An 18,187-nucleotide genomic window follows, 5' to 3' on the forward strand; every position below is an offset into this window, starting at 1 on the left:
TAGCAACTGCGCAACCGCAATTGCCCATTCATTTTTAAAAACAAGGACTCGCTATGATGTATAAATTAAAAACGGTGCTGCGCAGCGGCCGGCGAATTAGCAGTGCACTCATTGCGTTATTTACGCTTACAACGGCTCTGGCAGCGCCACTGGAACCGATTGATAATCCTATTGTTGTGCAACGGGCTGACCCGTGGATTGTACAGCACGAAGACCGATGTTATACGTTTATCGGCACATCGCCGAAGTTCGATGAAATTGAACTTCGTTCGGCCTGCCGGCTCAATGATTTGAAAATTGCCGAGCCTAAGGTTATCTGGCGCAAGAACGACAAAGGGCCGATGAGTATTAATATCTGGGCGCCGGAACTGCATGAGGTTGACGGTGACTGGTACATCTATTTCGCTGCCGGCGACGTAGACCAGCCCTGGAGTATCCGGATGTATGCGCTGAAAAATACCGCCGCGAACCCTATGGACGGAGAATGGATTGAAGCCGGTCGCATTCAGACGCCGGTTGATTCTTTCTCGCTGGATGCCACAACCTTTCAACATGGCGGCAAACGTTATCTGGTGTGGGCACAGCAGGATGCCAGCCGTAGTTACAACTCGGCGTTATGGATAGCCGAGATGGACTCGCCTACCTCGATCAACTTCGATACCGTGACTTTGCTCAGCGAACCTACGCTGGACTGGGAAGTTGCCGGTTATAAAGTTAACGAAGGTGCCGCCGTACTTGTTCGCCATGGCAGGGTACTGATTACTTATTCGGCCAGTGCCACCGATCACCGCTATGCGATGGGGTTGCTGTGGGCCGATGAAAACGCCGATTTACTGGATCCGGCCAGTTGGCAGAAAAAAGCCGAGCCGGTATTCGCGACCAACGCGGCGGCCGGACGTTATGGCCCTGGCCATAACAGCTTTGTTAAAGCCGAGGATGGTCACACCGACCTGATGATTTACCATAGTCGTGATTATGAAATCTTACGAGGCACACCACTGACAGACCCCAATCGCCATGCCAGGGCCCGGGTCATATACTGGGACGCGGAAGGATTCCCGGTCTTTTTTGCAGACCAGACCGACTAGTCGAGGACAAAAAATAAGGTCACCGGTACGACGACCAGACTGGCGATATTGCCAAGGAGTACGATAGACGCCACCGTGTGTGGCGCCTGTTTGTAGCGCTCTGCCAGCATGAAATTGAGCACGGCCGGTGGCAATACTGAAAACAGCACAAAATACGCCGTATGGTCGCTGGATAACCCTGCCAGCAAGGCGAACGGGTAAGCCACCATAAAACCGGTTAATGGCCCGAATAATCCCCAAAATAAGCCGGAGCGCCAGTCCGCAAAGTCCACATCTGTCATACGAACACCCAACGCAAACAGCATCAGTGGAATGGATATCTGACCGAGCATATCAATAGGCGTGCTGGCCCATACCGGCAGTGTCCAGCCCGACAGGCTCCACACCAATCCGGCGGCGGTTGCCATGACCATGGGGTTAGTGGCCAGGGTTTTCAGCTGTGCCTTGTCGTGCAGGATATACACGCCGAGGGAAAAATGCAGCAGGGTACTGACCAGGAACATCGCAATGGCGGCACTTAAACCGGCCTCACCAAAGGCCAGTAAAGCCAGTGGCAATCCCAGGTTACCGCAATTGTTAAACATGGTCGGCGGAGCATAGGTTTTGGCTGAGACTCCCAGCCACTTGCAAACTGGCAGGGCCAGCAGGCCTGAGCCGACGACCATCAGGAATGTACCCAGCATCAGGTCGAGGTAGCTGAACAGATCAAAGGATTTGGAGGCCATAACAGAGAAAATCAGCGCGGGCACAAAGATGTCGATATTGATGCGGTTGGCTACGCCCATATCAGAGTCGGTTTTGCGGGCATACAAAAACCCCACCAGCACCATAATAAATAACGGAAATACCGTGGAAAAAATCCGTTCAATAATAGGCAATAACGTGTAGCTGTCTGACATGACAATCCTGTCTCTGAGGCAGTGCGGATAACCGCAAGGCAAAGAATAAGCGAGAATTCAGAGTAACGTGGATGGCAAAACGATACCAACAGATTGCGACAGAAGATGAAGGGGGCTCGGTAGTTGCCTGCGAGATTACGCCATTACTGGGCAAAGTGCTGACAATTTCATCCAGACCGTTAACCACAAATGAAGTTTCATTGCACCAAAAAGGTCCAAAGGTTCAGAGGAACGGGCAATTATTGTCGCTTTCTTTTACAGCTACACATGACCTGAAATTTAACTCTATGAATTATCTTATATAAAAAATTGGCCTTTTATTTGCTGTTTAATTTTTGTACACCTGGAGTCTTCTTCTATTTTCGGCTGACTGATATAAAGCCGCCCTTAAAAGGAATTAATGATGAAATTCAAATCTCCGCTAATTGGTCTGAGTACGCTGCTGTTTGGTGTTGTACATACTGGCCAGGCTGATGAGTTGCCTTCACCCGTCGTCGACACTGATTACCACTACAATGGCGCGCCCAGCGAAGAACTGGTTGAGCTGGGTCGTCTGTTATTTTTCGATAAAATCATGAGTGGCAATAAGAATATTTCCTGTGCAACCTGCCACAGTCCGCTGACATTCAGTGGTGACGGTTTGTCATTAGGTGTCGGAGAGGGGGGGAGTGGATTAGGCCGTTATCGCAACACCGGTGAGGGAGATGATGCGGTTGAAGGACGTATCGGCCGGCATGCACCGCATCTTTATAACCTCGGCGCTAAAGAGTTTACTCATATGAATTGGAATGGTATTCACTTTGAAGCGAATGGGCAGGTTAATACTGCAGCCAATCGTGATACGCCCCCAGACTTGGATAACGTGCTGGCTGGCCAGGCACTGTTTCCCATTCTTAATCAAAACGAAATGCTTGGCGATCCGATTGAAAATGAAATCGTCGCCCGTTTGATTCTCTCCCGCAATAATAGCTTCCCGCCGCTGTGGAATGCTTATATGGAGCGGCTGCGGGTCAATCCGGATTATGTGAGTTTATTTGATGCGGCCTTCAGTGATGTCAATAGCCCGGCAGATATTCAGATTCAGCACTATGCGAATGCGGTGGCCGCCTTTCAAACCGTCGCATTCCGGAGTGATAACAGCCCCTTCGATGCATACCTTCGTGGCAACTCTGAGGCACTAACGGCGCAGCAGTTGCGTGGTATGGATTTATTTTACGGCGCAGCGAATTGCAGCAGTTGTCATAGCGGTAAATTCCAGACCGACCATCAGTTTTACGGCATCGCTATTCCACAGGTAGGGCCGGGGGGCGAGGGCAGAACGCCTCATCAGGACCGGGGCAGGGCAGAAGCAACTCGTAATGATGAAGACTGGGGCAAATTCAGAACACCCTCCTTACGAAACGTGGCGTTAACGGCGCCATATGGTCATACCGGCGCTTATGCCACGCTGCGCGGCATTGTAATGCATCACCTTGATCCTCTCACCGCCCTGGAAAATTATGATCCCAGTCAGTTAGTCAAACCATCGCGGGATGATTTGGATGCCGATGATCTGATTGGCTATGACGACCTCAGTCTGCGTCAAATAGTGATAGATGCCAACGACCTGCAGCCGGTATCGCTTAGCGAGGCAGAAGTGAATGATTTACTGGCATTCCTGGAGTCATTAACCGATTTTAACGTCATGGAGCAGCTGGAGTGGATCCCGCAAAGCGTGCCCAGTGGTTTACCGGTAAAAGACTAGGTCAGGTTGACTGTATCTCTGGCCTATTGTGGCGAGCGTGTTGCACACTGACTTTCCAGTTGGGTAATACGCTCAGCAAAGGCATTGCCCAATGTGAGGTAATCCTCAGAGGTATAGTGCCAGCCATCGTTAAGGTGGGTGAAGTGTTCGGTGATGGTGACCAAAGCGGCGCAGCTGTCCTGTTCAACAAAGTTCAGTTGCGCTTGTTGCACCACGCTGCCCCAGTTCATTCTGAGGCCGTCTTCAGGGTCCATTCCTGAATCGGTAATTTTGCCTAATACAACAGGCAAATCGGGCTTGCGAAGGGCGGCCCTGAACAGTGCTACTATGTTTTTCAGGTTGTCTGAATAGCGTTTGGCGGTGATTTCACTGTCGTATGCATCCGACTCCCCCTGCATCCAGATAATGCCCGCTGGCTCAAGGGTGTCTGGCTCACCATCGCCGTCAATATCTCGTGCGGCAAAAGCTTCCCGGAGTGTGGTTAAAAAGTGGTCGTACTGGTTAATGCCATTGCCACGGCGATAGTCCGGATACCAGTTATTGCCCACTCCATAGCCCAGCGCTGAGCCGCCCAGCGCATATTTAATCAGGGCAACATTGTGCTGCGGGTGAAGTGTAGCAATGCGATGGCCAAAACTGAGTTCCGGACCAAAATAATCAGAGCGCTGGTTAGCCTGGGGGGTAGCCGAAAACTGACGACCAAACCCCGGTTGCAGAACCTCCCACAGGCCAACACCACCATGAGGTTTAAAGTCGGCCACCGGGTTCCCCTGGAAAATCGGCACTGTAGTTAATGGCGTGCGGTACTGTGCGGGTAAATCACTGTTTTCACCGAAGCCTTCCATGTTGGACTGGCCACCGAGGTAATACACTTTATACGTTGTTGCCATTACCGGAGAGGTTATCAATAACATTACCATGAGTAGTCTTCGCATAACGTCTCCTTGGTGGTGATTAATCACCCGGGCAGGGGGCTTAAAGCAAAGCCGGTGACGAAGCACCGGCCTGACTGTTTACCAGAAGCGGATATAAATAAAGGCAGTGATACCCAGAATACCCACCGTATGAATGTAATCCCATTTATCGAGGCCCTCGACAACCTCTTTCATGGTGCCCTTGCCCAGAGTTCGGAAGGTAAGGCCCTGCAGCTTCTCTTCACTGGCCGCTTTGGTGAACATACTCACCACAATCATAATGATGGTGACCAGTACGAACAGCAAAATACAGTAGTACAGCCAGTTCATCTCCACAATCCAGGCAAAGCTGGTGTTTGCCAGGCTGTCCTTAAACGGCAGCATGACCAGTCTGATCATACCCAGTACAAAACCCGAAACCAGACCTGCATAGCCGGCCGCCGGTGTAATTCGACGACTTACCAGACCGAGCAGGAATACCGCAGCAATACCCGGAGCAATAAGCGACTGTACGCTTTGCAGATACTCATACAAGACATCGGCAATTAAGCTCATTACCGGGATCCAGAGTATGCCCAGGATCACAATGACGATAGTGGCGAGACGGCCCACTTTTAGCAGATGCTTCTCGCTGGACTCCGGTTTGAATTTCTTATAAAAATCGATGGTAAACAGCGTAGCGGAAGAGTTGAACAGCGATGCCAGTGAACTCATCAGCGCAGCAACCAGACCACCGATAACAATCCCTTTTACCCCGGAAGGTAATAGTTCGGCTACCAGCGTTGGGAACGCCTGGTCAGCACTGGCGTAGTTGATAATGCCCTTCTCTTTGAGAGCAACCGCAATCATGCCCGGGAACAGGAAAATGAATACTGGCAGTAATTTCAGGTAACCGGCAAACATGGTACCACGACGGGCTTCTTTGATGCCCTTGGCTGATAATACGCGTTGTACAATATATTGGTCGGTACACCAGTACCAAAAGCCGATAATAAAAGAGCCGAAAATGATGCCTGGCCAGGGGAAGTCCACATCGCTGGCTGCGCGAATGAGGTGCAGGTTAGCGTCGTTAATGCGCTCAACTTCCGACCAGCCGCCGACCTGGTCAAGGCCTATCACCAGAATGAACACTGAACCGATTATCAGTACCGGGGTTTGCAATACTGAAGTCCACATAATCGCCTTCATACCACCGAGTACTGTGTAGATACCGGTAATGATGACCAGACCTAAAGCGGAAATCCAAAAGAAGTCGATACCCCAGATGCTGTCGATGCCGAGGATGGTTTTAAAGGCAATCCCCCCGGCATAAACGGTCACCGCAACTTTGGTCAGTACATAACTGACGAGTGAAATTACGGATAGAAAGGTACGCGAGGCTGAATTGTACCGGCGTTCGAGGAACTCCGGCATGGTGTACACTTTACTGCTCCAGTAAAAGGGAACGAAAACCCAACCAAGGAGCAGGATGATCCACGACTGAAGTTCCCAGTGAGCCAGTGCCATACCCGACTGAGCCCCTGAGCCTGATAGGCCAACGAGGTGCTCTGAGCCAATGTTCGAGGCAAAGATAGAGGCACCGATTACCAGCCAGCTGGCGTTACGACCGGCAAGAAAATAATCGGCCGTATCTTCTTCTTTTTGTCGCATGGACATTCCGACCACGCCCAGTAACAAAATAAAAAATCCAGCCAGAACCAGCCAGTCGAGTGTACTTAATTCAACCATGTAAAAATCCTGATACCATGATGTCAGCTCAAAATAATTAAAAAATATTATATTACAATATGGGTAATGAAAAGCTTTTTGTTAAAACAGCGTTAAATTCCATAATGGGGTTAATAGATTGTTTTTAGTGCTGGATCAATTTTAAACGCTTGCACGTTGGGGGCTTACAACTCTATGATGTGATCAAATGTATTAACAATAAAGCCAACAGGTACCGCCGATAAATATGATATTATCCGTGGTTATGGCCGTAAGCAGAAAGATTATAATCCATGGCGCGAATTGAGAATTTAAATCTGTCGCAACGCGTTACCAATGAACTGGGTAAAGCGATTATTGCAGGAGTCTATGGCGAAGGCTCTGGTCTTCCAACTGAAGCTCAGCTTTGTACCGAGTATGGCATCAGTCGTACCGCAGTACGTGAAGCGGTGAAAATGCTGGCAGCGAAGGGGTTAATATCCTCCCGGCCACGGCAGGGGATCCGGGTTGAACCGCCCGAAAACTGGAATTTATACGATACCAGTGTACTGGGGTGGATGTTTGAAAGCAGCCCGTCCTTGCTGGTATTGAAAGAGTTTTTGCAGATGCGCCTGGCCATTGAGCCGCAAGCGGCAGCGCTGGCCGCTAAACATGGTTCACCAGAAGCCATTGCGCAAATTGAGCTGGCTTTAAATGCCATGGATAACGCTGCACAAACCGACGGCTCTATCCATCAGCCCGATTTAGAGTTTCATACGGCCATTTTACTTGCCAGTGGCAATCGCTTTTTCTACCAGCTAAGGGATTTCATCAGCACCGCTTTAAATGTAAGCTTCCAGTATACGACTAACGCCAAGGACAGCCTGCAAACCATCGCCGACGAACATCGCAAGATTTATCAGGCGATCAAAAATGGTGAAGCAGAGCGAGCCAAAAACATGATGGCGTATCTGATCGATGAAGCAATGGCTTACATTGAGCTGAAGATTGCTGAATCTGAACTGTCAGCGTAACAAATTATTATTTAATAACGAAAGTTGGTGTGTACTGAGCCATCATCTATGGTGATTTTTTTATGACCCAGTCGTCTGATACTTCAGCCTGTTATCCAAGCCTGATGAACCGCAGCGTATTTATTACCGGCGGTGGTACGGGTATTGGTGAGGTGATGGTGGAGCGATTTTGTGCACAGGGAGCCCGGGTGTGTTTTGTTGATGTCAATGTCGGGAAAAGTCAGGCATTGGTGGAACGAATGGCCGAAGCCGGCAACGGCCAGGCAACATTTATAGAATGTGACCTGCGCGATCTGCAAGCCCTGAAGAGCGCTATAGCAAAGGCCGGACAACTCCACGGCGATATCAGTGTGTTAATTAACAACGCCGCCGATGATACCCGTCACGAATTTGAAGAAGTGGATGAGGCGTATTGGGATGATCGTATTAACGTGAACCTGCGTCCGAGCTTTTTTGCTGCCCAGGCGGTCATCGAACAAATGCGACGCTGCGGTGGTGGCAGCATTGTTAATATGGGCTCCGTAAGCTGGCGCCAAAAACAAACCTGTATGCCGGTTTATACTACCGCGAAAGCTGCTATTGATGGTCTTACCCGAACACTGGCTGCAAAGCTTGGCCCGGAACATATCCGGGTTAACACGCTTGTGCCGGGCTGGGTGATGACCGAAAGGCAAATGACGCGCTGGGCTGGTCCTGAAATTGTTCAGGAAGTGCAACAGGCTCAGTGTATTCATGAAACTCTGCTACCTATAGACATTGCTAATGCAGCCTTATTCCTCGCTGCGGACGACAGCAAGATGATGACCGCCCAAACGCTGATTATCGACGCGGGTTGGGTGTAAAGTCATTCTTAAGCTTGCCGGCTGTCAGCCGGCATGCCTATTTCTCTGAATATTTCTTTTGACCTAAGCGGCCCGGGCTGGCGCTTTACGGTGCTGCGAAATCACTATGACTAATTGTTATGTTGCAAAAATGTGTACATTCTGGCACTGTGCACAAATCATATGTAATATAATATGTAAATTGTATGTTACGCATAACAGTTAAGTTTTAGTTGAAGGATTGTTTGTTTGACCGACTATATCCTGGTGTATCTGGTCCTAATCATCGGTTCATGCTTGCAGAGTGTCATAGGCTTTGGGCTGGGTCTGTTGGGTGCGCCGCTTATCTTTTTGATCATGCCCGAACTGGTTCCTGGCCCCATGATCCTCAATGCTTTACTGTTAACGACCCTGTTGGCGGTTAAACACCAATACGATATCGACTTAAAACAGACCGGATTTTCTATTCTTGGCGGCACGGCGGGTGTGCTGGTGGCAGGTAGTGTGCTGCTTTATATTGATGCCCATCAGTACCAGATGTTACTTGGCGTCTGCATCATTGCTGCAGTGATATTGTCGCTGGTGGGTGTTACACCGCGTATCAGTGTTATCTCCAATTTAATTGCGGCCATGATCTCGGGCTTTATGGGAACGACCACATCGGCCGGTGGTGCCCCCATGGGCTTGCTTTATCAGGCGGAAGACAAAGATAAGATTAAAGCCAACCTGAGTGTCTTTTTTGTTTATATCAACATGTTTGGCATTGCCGTTTTGTGGTTTACCGGTGCGGCGGGGCATGACGATCTTGAGCTCTTCTTAAAATGTATTCCGGCTATTCTGATTGGCTGGTTCGCATCGTTTTTCATTAACCGGCGTATCAACGAAATACTGGTTAGAAAACTGATCCTGGTGGTGGCAGCGTTTGCCGGTACCGTGCTGATTGTTGCCAGTTAAGCTGTATTTCCTCTCTCCCTAAGCTTTCATAAACTATCCCATACCTGTCCGTTTGGACCGCTGATTTCATGTTCCTTTACATTTAAATTTAGCTTTCTTCTGCAAAGGTTATTGCGGAAGGGGGTCTCGGCAAACCTGTATATACCCGAGATAAAATTGTTTTCAGATAATCAGCTGAAAATTAAACCCATGTGAAGGAACAATCTATGTATGAATTAAATAGCAAGCATATCGAGCTGGTTAGCGGTGGCGGTGACGTTATCGATGCCGCAGAAGGCGCTACAACTGGTGCAGGTGCAGGCGCTACCGTGGTCGGTATTGCCGTTGCAGTAGGAGCTACTGTTACCGCTCCGGTTGTGATTGGTGTGGTAGCTGCCGGAGCTTTGATAGGAGCAGCTTATGAATATTTCTCAGACTAAGGAGAGCAATATGAGATGTTTGGAGTCAGACGAGTGTATGGTGGTTACAGGCGGGTCGGTAAGCGGTACTGAAGCTCTCGAAGCTGCGGGCTCAGGTGCGCTTTCCGGAGCCGCTACGGGAGCTACTGTAGGTGCTGCCATGGGGGGCATTATTGGTGCTGCCGCAGGTGCAGTGGCTGGCAGTATCGTAGGCGCAGTGGTGTCCGGTGTTGATAGCATAGTTGATCAAATCCAGGACGATGGTGGCAGTGTCTTCTAACGCTTGAGCGGTTCGTTAAGAACCGCTTTTTCCTCTATGAATCGTAAACTATTATTCGGAGAAAACACATGGAACGTATCTATATTTACTCAAGCCTGCTACTGATGACTGTGGCGGTTTATCACGGCTTTAGCGAAGGATACATCTGGTTACCCGTTATCCTGACGCCCATTGCGCTTGTCGTTGCGGCAAAGCTTTATGCTCACACACAGGGCAAACAACTAAGCCATTGGCAAAAAGAACTACCGGTACTGAAAGTCATGGCTTACGTACTAAGAGACAAGCGACTGTGCCAGCAACAAAATAGTCAGTCATTATTTGCTGTACTGTTTTTCGGTAGCTTTTTCCTTTGTGCTGATATCTCAATGGTTTTATTCTTAAGTGACATTCACTATTCGATTCTGTTTGCAGGTTGTGTAAGCTTTGCCTTTCTCTATTCAGCTTTGATGGTGAATTATCAGCCGGCCAGCTGACTAAAGGAGTCAGTTATGGATGGGGTCACCCGCAGGACTATTTAACAGCGAAAAGATGTAATGCCGGTCAAAATTTTAAATGTAAGTCGTCACAGGTGCAGCCTCGGCGAGGGCATCTATTACAGTGCCCGGTACAACTGCGTTTTCTGGGTTGATATTAAGCAGCAGGTGTTATACCGAATGGATTATACCACTAAGGCTGTGACGGCTACTCCAATGCCAGAACAAATTGGATGGCTAAAAGAAACCCGTTCCGGCCGTTTTATTGTTGGATTACAGTCGGGCATATACTGGCTAAACGACGATCTGAGCTGTGGCGAGTGCTTTTTGCAGCTGAGCGAAGAACCGTCAGGCAATCGCTTGAATGATGCAAAAACCGACCAGGCTGGCCGGCTGTATTTTGGCACCATGGATGATAGTGAAGCGGCAACTAGCGGTAGTCTTTATCAACTGACCAGTCTCAACGAAAATCGCAACTTACATAAAGTAGACAGTGGCTATGTCGTCTCTAATGGCCCTGCCATTAATCTTGCCGGAGACCGGCTTTATTCGGTGAGTTCTGCCACCCGAACCATCTACACCTTTTCCGTTGATAGCAATGGACAGCTAGCCGATAAACGCCAACACATTGTTTTACCCGCGCACCACGGTTATCCGGACGGCATCACGGTGGATAGCCAGGACAACCTTTGGGTGGCCTGCTGGCAAGGCCATGGGCTGTGTTGCTTTGATCCGGCAGGAAAGCTCATCGAGCGAATTGTATTGCCAGCACCACAAATTACTAATGTCACTTTCGGCGGGCCTGCTTACTCAACACTGTTTGTTACCTCAGCCTGCACCGGCATGGATGATGATGCGTTAAATCATTATCCGTTGGCTGGTAGCGTGTTTGAAATCGACGTGGGTGTAACAGGTGTGGCTGAACCCAGGGTTAATGATAACTAACTCCAGATTTATCAACCTCTTGTATACTGGCCTAAGGTAAACGTATACCCTGCCTGATGGCTCCAGTCAGTTTATATTGGCAAACCTTGTCTACGTTAAATAGCTGATCGGAGCAGACATGTTTACTCAGAGTTATTTACATCTATGTAAAAAAATATGAGAATAGGGAAAACGTTTACCCTTAAGTTAAGCAGGAATTAACCATGTCTGTTCCTTTTGAGCCGTCAGATCATCCGCATCGACGTTACAATCCGTTACTGCAAGAATGGGTACTGGTATCGCCACACCGGGCTAAGCGCCCCTGGCAGGGCCAGCAGGATGAGCCAGACCAATCGGTCTTACCTGCCTATGATGAGAGTTGTTATTTGTGCCCGGGAAATACCCGGATCAACGGAGAAGTCAATCCGGCTTATGAAGGGACTTTTGTGTTTACCAACGACTTCGCCGCGCTGCAACCGGACACGCCCGATAGTGCCAGTAGCGACCCGCTGTTTCGCTATGAGTCTGAACAGGGCTGTAGCCGGGTGATTTGCTTTTCGCCGGATCACAGCAAAACACTGCCATTACTTACGGATGAAGAAAGAGTTGGCGTAGTGCAATGCTGGATGGCTCAAACCGCAGAACTTGGCGTTGACTACCCGTGGGTACAGGTGTTCGAGAATAAAGGTGCGATGATGGGCTGTTCCAATCCGCACCCCCATGGTCAGGTTTGGGCGCAGCGCCATTTACCTACCCAGGCCGAAAAGAAACAGGCGAGTTTTGCCGAATATTATCAGCAACATAAAAGTTCCTTATTACTGGACTATGCAAACCGTGAAGTGGCATTAAACGAGCGGGTTGTGTGTATTAATGACGATTGGCTGGTAGTAGTGCCCTATTGGGCGGCGTGGCCGTTCGAAACGCTGTTACTGCCACGTTTTAGTGTGTCTTCGCTGGCTGCGCTGAGTGATTCACAGGCCGAGAACCTGGCCGTTATTGTGGGTGAGATCACCAGCAAGTATGACAATTTATTTAACACGTCTTTTCCTTATTCTATGGGGTGGCACAGCCAGCCTTGCGATGGTGAGGAACACCCGGAGTGGGGATTACACGCTCATTTCTTTCCACCTTTGCTGCGCTCTGCCAGTGTCAGAAAATTTATGGTGGGTTATGAAATGATGGCCGAGGCCCAGCGCGATCTGACCCCGGAACAAGCTGCCCAGCGCTTGCAGGCACTATCAACAACGCATTATAAAAAGGCCGGCCAATGACACTTGCTGATGTTTCTTCTCTTTTTACCACTTATTTCAATGCTGCGGCCGAGGTTACCAGCCATGCCCCTGGCCGGGTCAATCTGATTGGTGAACACACCGATTACAACGAGGGATTCGTGTTTCCGGCGGCAATTAATTTTGGTACCGCTATCGCTGCGGCCAGACGGGATGACGGTATTATCAGGGTGGTGGCCGTTGATTACGATAATGCGTGTGCCGAATTTTCCCTCGACAACATTGAGCATCAGCCACAACCGGGCTGGCTTAACTATGTGAAGGGCGTTTGTCAGGTGGTTCGTGCCAGGTATCCGCAGCTAGGCGGGGCTAACCTGGTGGTCACCGGTAATGTACCACAAGGGGCCGGCCTGAGTTCTTCGGCTTCTTTTGAAGTAGCAATCATCAGTACGTTAACTCAGCTTTATGACCTGAATATTGAGGGGATTGAGGCGGCGCTGCTTGGCCAGCAGGCCGAGAATGAGTTTGTTGGCTGTTCCTGCGGCATTATGGATCAACTGATTTCTGCGTTAGGTAAACCCGGTAAGGCCATGTTGCTGGATTGCCGCGATTTGTCTCAGCGCTTTATCGCCCTGCCCGAAGACTTCGCGATTATGATTGTGAATTCAAACGTTAAGCGTGGCCTGGTCGACAGTGAATACAATCTGCGCCGTCAGCAGTGCGAGTCGGCAGCCAGTAAACTTGGGGTAGCCAGTTTGCGGGACGCAGACATTGCTTTGCTGGCATCGCACAAAGCAACCTTAACTCCAGACGAATACAAACGGGCGCGCCACATTATTACTGAAAATGAGCGAACGACCACCATGTTCGATGCCCTTTCAAACGGTGATATTGGCAAAGTAAGCCAACTGATGGCTGAGTCTCATGATTCCATGCGTGATGACTTTGAGATTACAGTGCCAGCCATTGATACTTTAGTAGAAATTATCCAGCAGACGATAGGTGAATCAGGCGGTGCCAGGATGACCGGAGGCGGTTTTGGCGGTTGTGTAGTTGCTTTATTACCAAAAAATTTGCTTTTAGGGGTGACTAAACAGGTGGAAGACAAGTATTATGCGAAAACTGGGCTGAAACAAACTATTTACATTTGCACCGCTGAACAAGGTGCTTTTGACAAAAATTGTTAATTCGTTGCTCATTTACGTATTAAAATTACAAATCTGTAGGTCGCAACATGAAAATTGAAACACTCGACATAACGTTATTCGTTATCTATGTCATTGCCTTAATAGGTATTGCATGGTGGGTTTCCCGGGAAGAGAAGGGACACGAGAAAGACACCAATGATTACTTTCTGGCCGGCTCCAGTCTGCCTTGGTGGGCCATTGGCGCTTCACTGATTGCAGCCAATATTTCGGCAGAGCAAATCATCGGCATGTCCGGTTCTGGCTATATGGTCGGGTTAGCGATCGCGTCCTATGAGTGGATGGCTGCTATTACCCTGATTATTGTAGGTAAATACTTCCTGCCAATCTTCCTTAAACACAAAATCTACACCATGCCGCAATTCCTTGAGCAACGCTATGACCACCGTGTACGCATGGTAATGGCCGTGTTCTGGTTGGGTGTTTATGTGTTTGTTAACCTCACTGCGGTGCTGTGGCTGGGCGCGTTGGCGATCAATACTATTGCTGGTGTCGACCTGATTTACGGTATGATTTTCCTCGGCTTATTCTCTCTGGCCTACTCTTTGTACGGTGGGCTTAAAGCGGTAGCCATGACCGACATCATTCAGGTAGTGCTATTGGTTCTGGGGGGCTTGTTCCTGTCATACACGGCTTTGAACATTATCGGCGACGGTGCTGGTGTGTGGGCAGGTTTCAATACCGTTACTGAGCAACTGCCTGGCAAGTTCGATATGATCCTCAGTGAAGACAATCCACACTACATGGATCTGCCGGGCCTCTCGGTTCTGATTGGTGGTATGTGGATCATGAACCTGTCTTACTGGGGCTTCAACCAGTACATTATTCAGCGTACGCTGGCTGCGAAGAGTGTTAATGAAGCGCAGAAAGGGATTGTATTTGCTGCCTTCCTGAAAGTACTGATGCCGTTGATTGTGGTACTACCGGGTATCGCCGCGGTGCTGCTGGTACCTGATCTGGAAAAAGCCGACCAGGCCTATCCATCGCTGATGACGCTGATGCCGGTTGGCCTCAAAGGCATTATCTTCGCCGCACTGGTTGCTGCCATTGTGTCGTCGCTGGCGTCCATGACAAACAGTGTTTCGACCATTTTTACCATGGATATCTACAAAGATCGCAACCCGAATAAGAGCCAGCATCACTACGTGAAAGTCGGTCGTATTGTGAGTTTAGTGGCACTGATTATTGCCATGCTAGTGGCTAAGCCTCTGCTGGGTCAGTTTGATCAGGCGTTCCAGTATATTCAGGAATTTACCGGCTTCTTTACACCGGGTATTGTCGCCTTGTTTGCACTGGGTATGTTCTGGAAAAAGACAACGGCTAACGGTGGTCTGGTTGCCGCGGTGGGTTCCGCAGTATTCAGTCTGGCATTTAAATTACTGCTGCCTGAGCTGCCATTTATGGACCGTGTGGGCATTGTATTTTTACTGTGTGTTGGTCTGGCAGTCGCAATCAGCCTGTATGAAGGCAAAGGCGACCATGACCACGCTGTTCAGCTTAACGATATTAACTTTAAAACGTCTTCGGTGTTCAATGTGGCCTCTGTCGCATTAACCATCGTGGTGGCGGCGTTTTATATCACCTGGTGGTAGTCTCTACCGCTTGCTGATAGCGTTTCTAAAAGCCTCAATTTGATTGAGGCTTTTTTTTATCTGTTTTATGCCTGTCTGTAGTGAGGGGGATGACGGGCATAAGCTATTTACTCGTGCAGGTACCGGGCCTGACCAGGCCAGCGTAAAAGAACCGGTTTCCGGGACAGGTGAAAAGCCCGCCATTTTCAAGTAGTCTTTTTGCTAAAACAAGGAGTTAGTATGCCGTTATCGGGTATTTTTATTTAACCTGAAAAAGGCGCTGAGCGAGCGCAAAAAATGCGTTATACTGGCAAGCTTTACACATGACGACGAAGCGCTGCATGCGCTTATATTATTATAAAAGCGTAAACAGATTTTAGGAGACATCATGGCAACTCGAGGCGTTAACAAAGTCATTCTGGTCGGTAATTTAGGTAACGACCCGGAAGTACGTTACATGCCCAACGGCAACGCCGTTGCCAATCTAAGCCTGGCGACCAGTGAAAGCTGGAAAGATCAGCAAGGGCAGGTGCAGGAACGTACAGAGTGGCACCGTTTAACCATGTATCGCCGGTTAGCTGAAATTGCTGGTGAATACCTGAAAAAAGGGTCGCAAATTTACGTAGAAGGTAAACTGCAAACCCGTAAATGGCAGGACCAACAGGGTCAGGACCGTTATACTACCGAAATTATCGTTGATCAGATGCAAATGCTGGGCGGACGTGAAGGTGGTCAGGGTGGCCAGGGCGGTGGTTACCAGCAACGACCACAAGGTGGTCAGCAAGGCGGTGGCCATGGTGGCGGCAACCAGAATTACGGTGGCGGTAACCAGGGTGGTGGCAATCAGGGCGGCGGTTATCAACAGCCAGCTCAACAGCAGCGCCCACAAGGTGGCCAGAATCAACCAAAACCGCCAATGGCTGAACCCGATTTCGACTTTGATGACGATATCCCGTTCTAAATGGCAGTCTGAATAATTTAGAAACCTCGCGAAAGCGGGGTTTTTTTATGGAGATAAAAAAATGGGAAGCATAAAGCTTCCCCAAAAAACTCCGTATGCCTAAGAGGCAGCATACAGGGGCACATGTAGTGAAATGAAGTGAGTGGGCAGTTGCTGACCGGGTGCCATACCAACTGCCCTGGGCTGGGCTACGAAATACATTCTGCCTCGCCCGGAAAACCTGTCTACAGTGCAATATTTGTCTTATTTATATCACTAATACTGAGACGAATGGCAGCAGCAAATTGACAATGCGCTAATGAGTGAGGTTCATTAATCGATAACCGGCAAAGTCACTCCCGGTAGCGCAGCCTGTCAATCACGGCGCTAAAGGCCGGAGAGTGGTTATTACGGTTCGGGTAGTAAAGATGATAGCCGGGAAACGGCTGACACCAGTCTTCCATTACCCGAATTAACTTGCCTTGTGTGAGCGCGGAAGCGAACATATCTTCGGGTAAGAAGGCCAGGCCGAAGCCTTCCAGCGCCGCTTTGCAAATGAGCGCCGGATGATTAAAGATAACCTGCCCTTTGGATTTTACATTCACCTGACGCTTACCATTATCGAGCTCCCACTCGTATACCCGTCCGGCCGAAATCAGACGCAGGCTGATACATTTGTGTTCGGTGAGTTCTTCGGGGGAGGTGGGCGTTCCGTGTTGTGCCAGATAGCCGGGCGTTGCAACCATGGCCATCCGCATTGGCGGGCCAACCCGTACAGCAATCATGTCTTTTTCGACCGCTTCACCCAAGCGGACGCCCGCATCAAAACGGCTCGACACTATGTTGGTAAAACCGTTATCAACATTAATTTCCAGCTGAATATCCGGGTATTCTTCCAGTAATGGCGATAATTTGGGCCACACCAGGTTGAAAGCAGCATGATCGCTACAACTAATGCGCACCAGGCCAGCCGCCTTACTGGTGAGTTCAGAAAGCATTTCCAGTTCGGTATCTATATCCTCAAAGCGCGGAGCAATTCGTTGTAGAATGCGCTCACCGGCCTCTGTGGTTGACACGTTTCTGGTGGTGCGGGTCAGTAACCGGATGCCCAGACGTTCTTCGAGCGCACGCATGGAATGACTCACATGGCGATTCAACAGAAAGTTGAGGGCAAAAACGTGGTATGGGAAGAAAAAGTCAGCGACGAACAGTACGGTCAGTAAGGAGACTTTCAATGCGAACCCGATTTGGTAAATTTTATGCGGCAGCTACTACAGGCGCCGCACTATCGATTGCAGCGTTTGGTAGTCATGCAGGAGAAGCGTCAATGAACAGTAAGTATGTCGAGCGTGTAGCACCGCTGGTTGCTACCAATCAGAATCAATGGATGGAAAACGATTTGTGGCAACGCGAAGCGCTTTCTTCGCGGGATCGAAGTATTGTTACTCTGGCTGCACTGATTGCCCGCGGCCAGCTCGACGCGATGCCTGAAATCGTGGAAAAGGCGCTGGCCAGCGACGTTACGCCCGAAGAAATTGCCGAAATCATAAACCACCTGGCTTTCTATACCGGCTTTGCCAATGCCCGGGCTGCGATTGCTGCGATTGGTCCGGTTTACGAGGCCCACAACATTCAGGCTAAACAGCTGCCGTCGGACAAGCTGGAGTTGCTGTCTTATGACAAGGAAGCCGAACAACAGCGCCGGACTTTTGTGGATAAGACCTACGGCGAAGTCAGTCCGGGCACGGTTGCTTACACCACCGACGCTTTATTTATGGATCTTTGGCTGCGCCCGGGATTAGCGCCACGTGACAGAAGTCTCGCCACGGTCAGTGCACTGGTGGCTACCGGTCAGGTTGAACAGGTTAATTTCCACCTTAATAAGGCGATGGATAACGGACTGACTGAACCTGAAGCCGGTGAGGTGATCACTCAGATTGCGTTTTACTCTGGCTGGCCAAAAGCGTTTTCGGCGCTGCCGGTGTTTAAAGAGATCTTTGCCAAACGCAAAGAGTAGTCGCTTTAAA

18 protein-coding genes are annotated in these 18,187 nt (G+C 49.5%); 14 read left to right on the forward strand and 4 right to left on the reverse strand.

Features of this window, described 5'->3' with window-relative positions:
• The first annotated feature begins 53 nt into the window (after positions 1-53).
• Positions 54-1,088, forward strand: a complete 1,035-nt coding sequence (locus AC27IB_RS11570; RefSeq protein WP_296048486.1) for a glycoside hydrolase family 43 protein — start codon at positions 54-56, stop codon at positions 1,086-1,088.
• On the opposite strand, the gene AC27IB_RS11575 is transcribed toward AC27IB_RS11570, so the two are convergent.
• Entirely contained in the window at positions 1,085-1,987 is a 903-nt protein-coding gene (locus tag AC27IB_RS11575; protein ID WP_296048484.1) for an AEC family transporter, read from the reverse strand. The genes AC27IB_RS11570 and AC27IB_RS11575 overlap by 4 nt on opposite strands.
• 403 nt (positions 1,988-2,390) lie before the next feature.
• On the opposite strand from AC27IB_RS11575, the gene AC27IB_RS11580 reads away from it, so the two are divergent.
• The gene (locus tag AC27IB_RS11580) at positions 2,391-3,731 is read left to right on the forward strand and encodes a cytochrome-c peroxidase (protein WP_487121010.1); all 1,341 of its coding nucleotides are present in this window, start codon (positions 2,391-2,393) and stop codon (positions 3,729-3,731) included.
• A 23-nt stretch (positions 3,732-3,754) separates the two neighbouring features.
• Here the strand turns inward: AC27IB_RS11580 and AC27IB_RS11585 are convergent, their stop codons facing one another.
• A complete protein-coding gene (locus AC27IB_RS11585) occupies positions 3,755-4,666 on the reverse strand; it encodes a sialate O-acetylesterase (RefSeq protein ID WP_487121012.1) in 912 nt (303 codons plus the stop codon).
• A 78-nt stretch (positions 4,667-4,744) separates the two neighbouring features.
• Positions 4,745-6,373 (reverse strand): sodium:solute symporter, encoded by a 1,629-nt coding sequence (locus AC27IB_RS11590; RefSeq protein WP_296048477.1) that lies wholly within the window; start codon positions 6,371-6,373, stop codon positions 4,745-4,747.
• 272 nt (positions 6,374-6,645) lie between these two features.
• On the opposite strand from AC27IB_RS11590, the gene AC27IB_RS11595 reads away from it, so the two are divergent.
• The 11 genes from AC27IB_RS11595 (at position 6,646) to AC27IB_RS11645 (ending at position 16,181) form a co-directional block, all read left to right on the forward strand.
• A complete protein-coding gene (locus tag AC27IB_RS11595; RefSeq protein ID WP_296048476.1) occupies positions 6,646-7,365 on the forward strand; it encodes a FadR/GntR family transcriptional regulator in 720 nt (239 codons plus the stop codon).
• Positions 7,366-7,427: 62 nt separating this feature from the next.
• Positions 7,428-8,207 carry an SDR family NAD(P)-dependent oxidoreductase gene (locus tag AC27IB_RS11600; protein WP_487121014.1) on the forward strand — a complete coding sequence of 260 codons (780 nt, stop codon included), beginning with the start codon at positions 7,428-7,430 and terminating at the stop codon, positions 8,205-8,207.
• Positions 8,208-8,435: 228 nt separating this feature from the next.
• Entirely contained in the window at positions 8,436-9,140 is a 705-nt protein-coding gene (locus AC27IB_RS11605) for a sulfite exporter TauE/SafE family protein (RefSeq protein WP_296048471.1), read from the forward strand.
• Between the two features lie 206 nt (positions 9,141-9,346).
• Complete coding sequence (locus AC27IB_RS11610) at positions 9,347-9,559, forward strand: hypothetical protein (RefSeq protein ID WP_279320742.1); 213 nt, start codon at positions 9,347-9,349, stop codon at positions 9,557-9,559.
• A 10-nt stretch (positions 9,560-9,569) separates the two neighbouring features.
• Positions 9,570-9,818, forward strand: coding sequence for a Blp family class II bacteriocin (locus AC27IB_RS11615; RefSeq protein ID WP_296048463.1), 249 nt, complete (start codon positions 9,570-9,572; stop codon positions 9,816-9,818).
• 68 nt (positions 9,819-9,886) lie between these two features.
• Entirely contained in the window at positions 9,887-10,291 is a 405-nt protein-coding gene (locus AC27IB_RS11620; RefSeq protein WP_296048460.1) for a hypothetical protein, read from the forward strand.
• 60 nt (positions 10,292-10,351) lie between these two features.
• On the forward strand, positions 10,352-11,236 hold the full coding sequence (locus AC27IB_RS11625; RefSeq protein ID WP_487121017.1) for an SMP-30/gluconolactonase/LRE family protein: 885 nt from the start codon (positions 10,352-10,354) through the stop codon (positions 11,234-11,236).
• A 203-nt stretch (positions 11,237-11,439) separates the two neighbouring features.
• Positions 11,440-12,486, forward strand: coding sequence for a UDP-glucose--hexose-1-phosphate uridylyltransferase (locus AC27IB_RS11630; RefSeq protein WP_487121019.1), 1,047 nt, complete (start codon positions 11,440-11,442; stop codon positions 12,484-12,486).
• Positions 12,483-13,631 carry a galactokinase gene (gene galK / locus AC27IB_RS11635; RefSeq protein WP_296048453.1) on the forward strand — a complete coding sequence of 383 codons (1,149 nt, stop codon included), beginning with the start codon at positions 12,483-12,485 and terminating at the stop codon, positions 13,629-13,631. The genes AC27IB_RS11630 and galK overlap by 4 nt, the downstream gene beginning before the upstream one ends.
• A 47-nt stretch (positions 13,632-13,678) precedes the next feature.
• Positions 13,679-15,241 carry a sodium/sugar symporter gene (locus tag AC27IB_RS11640; RefSeq protein WP_296048450.1) on the forward strand — a complete coding sequence of 521 codons (1,563 nt, stop codon included), beginning with the start codon at positions 13,679-13,681 and terminating at the stop codon, positions 15,239-15,241.
• Positions 15,242-15,608: 367 nt separating this feature from the next.
• Positions 15,609-16,181 (forward strand): single-stranded DNA-binding protein, encoded by a 573-nt coding sequence (locus AC27IB_RS11645; protein WP_296046877.1) that lies wholly within the window; start codon positions 15,609-15,611, stop codon positions 16,179-16,181.
• A gap of 332 nt (positions 16,182-16,513) precedes the next feature.
• Here the strand turns inward: AC27IB_RS11645 and AC27IB_RS11650 are convergent, their stop codons facing one another.
• Entirely contained in the window at positions 16,514-17,395 is an 882-nt protein-coding gene (locus AC27IB_RS11650) for a LysR family transcriptional regulator (protein ID WP_296046879.1), read from the reverse strand.
• Between AC27IB_RS11650 and AC27IB_RS11655 the strand changes: the two genes are divergently transcribed.
• Positions 17,395-18,177 (forward strand): carboxymuconolactone decarboxylase family protein, encoded by a 783-nt coding sequence (locus AC27IB_RS11655; protein ID WP_296046881.1) that lies wholly within the window; start codon positions 17,395-17,397, stop codon positions 18,175-18,177. The genes AC27IB_RS11650 and AC27IB_RS11655 overlap by 1 nt on opposite strands.
• Positions 18,178-18,187: the final 10 nt, after the last annotated feature.

This window comes from Alteromonas sp. 4NH20-0104 (assembly GCF_057547795.1).

Excerpts from the sequence above, each read along its gene's own strand:
- AC27IB_RS11575 (WP_296048484.1), bottom strand. The coding sequence starts at position 1,987 with ATGTCAGACAGCTACACGTTATTGCCTATTATTGAACGGATTTTTTCC.
- AC27IB_RS11570 (WP_296048486.1), top strand. The coding sequence starts at position 54 with ATGATGTATAAATTAAAAACGGTGCTGCGCAGCGGCCGGCGAATTAGC.
- AC27IB_RS11610 (WP_279320742.1), top strand. The coding sequence starts at position 9,347 with ATGTATGAATTAAATAGCAAGCATATCGAGCTGGTTAGCGGTGGCGGT.
- AC27IB_RS11600 (WP_487121014.1), top strand. The coding sequence starts at position 7,428 with ATGACCCAGTCGTCTGATACTTCAGCCTGTTATCCAAGCCTGATGAAC.
- AC27IB_RS11645 (WP_296046877.1), top strand. The coding sequence starts at position 15,609 with ATGGCAACTCGAGGCGTTAACAAAGTCATTCTGGTCGGTAATTTAGGT.
- AC27IB_RS11595 (WP_296048476.1), top strand. The coding sequence starts at position 6,646 with ATGGCGCGAATTGAGAATTTAAATCTGTCGCAACGCGTTACCAATGAA.
- AC27IB_RS11640 (WP_296048450.1), top strand. The coding sequence starts at position 13,679 with ATGAAAATTGAAACACTCGACATAACGTTATTCGTTATCTATGTCATT.
- AC27IB_RS11615 (WP_296048463.1), top strand. The coding sequence starts at position 9,570 with ATGAGATGTTTGGAGTCAGACGAGTGTATGGTGGTTACAGGCGGGTCG.
- AC27IB_RS11580 (WP_487121010.1), top strand. The coding sequence starts at position 2,391 with ATGAAATTCAAATCTCCGCTAATTGGTCTGAGTACGCTGCTGTTTGGT.
- AC27IB_RS11590 (WP_296048477.1), bottom strand. The coding sequence starts at position 6,373 with ATGGTTGAATTAAGTACACTCGACTGGCTGGTTCTGGCTGGATTTTTT.
- AC27IB_RS11620 (WP_296048460.1), top strand. The coding sequence starts at position 9,887 with ATGGAACGTATCTATATTTACTCAAGCCTGCTACTGATGACTGTGGCG.
- AC27IB_RS11630 (WP_487121019.1), top strand. The coding sequence starts at position 11,440 with ATGTCTGTTCCTTTTGAGCCGTCAGATCATCCGCATCGACGTTACAAT.
- galK (WP_296048453.1), top strand. The coding sequence starts at position 12,483 with ATGACACTTGCTGATGTTTCTTCTCTTTTTACCACTTATTTCAATGCT.
- AC27IB_RS11625 (WP_487121017.1), top strand. The coding sequence starts at position 10,352 with ATGCCGGTCAAAATTTTAAATGTAAGTCGTCACAGGTGCAGCCTCGGC.
- AC27IB_RS11655 (WP_296046881.1), top strand. The coding sequence starts at position 17,395 with ATGCGAACCCGATTTGGTAAATTTTATGCGGCAGCTACTACAGGCGCC.
- AC27IB_RS11585 (WP_487121012.1), bottom strand. The coding sequence starts at position 4,666 with ATGCGAAGACTACTCATGGTAATGTTATTGATAACCTCTCCGGTAATG.